The organism is Plasticicumulans sp., from assembly GCF_035331805.1.
GTDB lineage: Bacteria > Pseudomonadota > Gammaproteobacteria > Competibacterales > Competibacteraceae > Plasticicumulans.
This window is the reverse complement of sequence record NZ_DAOLKE010000533.1, coordinates 1-1,692: the sequence shown is the minus strand read 5'-3', so window position 1 is coordinate 1,692 and position 1,692 is coordinate 1. Positions and strand designations below refer to the sequence as shown.

Sequence of the window (1,692 nt, the reverse complement as noted above, 5' to 3'; positions counted from 1 at the left end):
CTCTGCCTGCGCCGCTTCAGCCCGGCCGCCGGCATCGCCTTCGGCATCGAGGAACCGAACCTCGGCCAGCTGATCGTGCATGCCGGCAACTTCAGCCGCACCGGCACGGCGCTGGAGGCGGTCGAGAGCGCGCAGCGCACCGGGCTGCGCACCGAGTTCGAGGTCGACATCGATGCGCGCACCTGGCTGTTCCGCGTGCGCCGCATCAACGTCGGCAGCCTGCTGACGCCGGGCTGGATGCTGATCGCCGGCACCGACATCACGCGGCTGCGCAGCGCCACCGAGGCGCTGCGCGACAGCGAGGAAGCGCTGCGGCGCACGCTGGAGAGCGCGCCGCACGGCATGGCCATCCTGCAGCCCGACGGCGGCTTCCTGAGCGTCAACCCGGCGCTCTGCCGGCTGTTCGGCCGCCCGGCCGAGCAGCTGACCACGCTGCGCTTCTTCGACGTGCTCGATCCGGCCGATCACGCGACGATGCGCCCGGTGTTCGATGCGCTGCTCGCCGGCGAGCACAGCGACGCGAACTGCGAGCTGCGCGGCCTGCTGCCCGATGGCACCCGCATCTGGCTGCTGCTGACCGCGGCGCTGGTGCGCGACGCCGCCGGCGCGCCGCTGCACTGCATCGTGCAGTTCGTCGACATCCACCGGCGCAAGCGCGACGAAAGCCGGCTCGCCGCGCTCGGCACGCGGCTCGCGCTCGCGCTCGATGCCGCGCGCCTGGGCATCTGGAACTGGAACTGCGTGCCGGACATCGTCGATGGCGATGCGCGCTACGCGCGGCTGTTCGGCATCGGTCAGGGTCCGAAGTCGCTCGATGAGCTGCTCGCCAGCGTCTCGATCGAGGCCCGCGACCGCCTGCGCCGGGCGATGACGCTCGCCTGCGACCACGGCGTGCCCTTCGAGCTGGAGCTGTCGACCGAGCACCCCGAGCGCCACCTGCTGGTCAACGGTCTGCGTGAGCGCACCGGCGACGGCAGCCACGTCGTCGTCGGCACCGTCGCCGATGTCAGCGAGCTGCACGCGACGCTTGCGGCGCTGCGCGAGGCGAGCGCGCGCGCCAGCGCCGCGGCTGCGGTCAAGTCCGAGTTCCTCGCCAACATGAGCCACGAGATCCGCACGCCGATGAACGCGATCATCGGCCTGTCCGATCTCGCGCTCGGTTCCGACGACATGGAACTGCGCACCGATTACCTGCGCCGCATCCACGTCGCCGGCGCCGCGCTGCTGACGCTGCTGAACGACGTGCTCGACTTCTCGAAGCTCGAAGCCGGCAAGCTGCTGCTCGAATCGATCGATTTCGAACCGCTGCGCGTGCTCGACGAGGTCTCCGAGCTGCTGGCCGGCGCCGCGCATGCGCGCGGCCTGCGCTTCGAACTGACGCCGGCTGCCGGCCTGCCGGCGCGCGTGCACGGGGATCCGACGCGGCTGCGCCAGGTGCTGGTCAACCTGCTCGGCAACGCCATCAAGTTCACCGAGCACGGCCACGTCGGCATCTCGCTGGCGCTGGCTGCGGATGGCGATGCGCTCGAATGCGTCGTCAGCGACAGCGGCATCGGCATCGACGAGACGGCCGTCGAGCAGCTGTTCGAGCCGTTCACGCAGGCCGATCCGTCGACCACGCGCCGCTACGGCGGCACCGGCCTCGGGCTGTCGATCAGCCGGCGACTGGTCGCGGCGGCCGGCGGCGTGCTC

General features: G+C 71.6%; 1 protein-coding gene. It reads left to right on the top strand.

The window, feature by feature from the left end; all coding sequences use genetic code 11:
• On the top strand, positions 1-1,692 hold a 1,692-nt coding region (locus PKE44_RS19135; protein ID WP_324554404.1), incomplete at both ends, for an ATP-binding protein.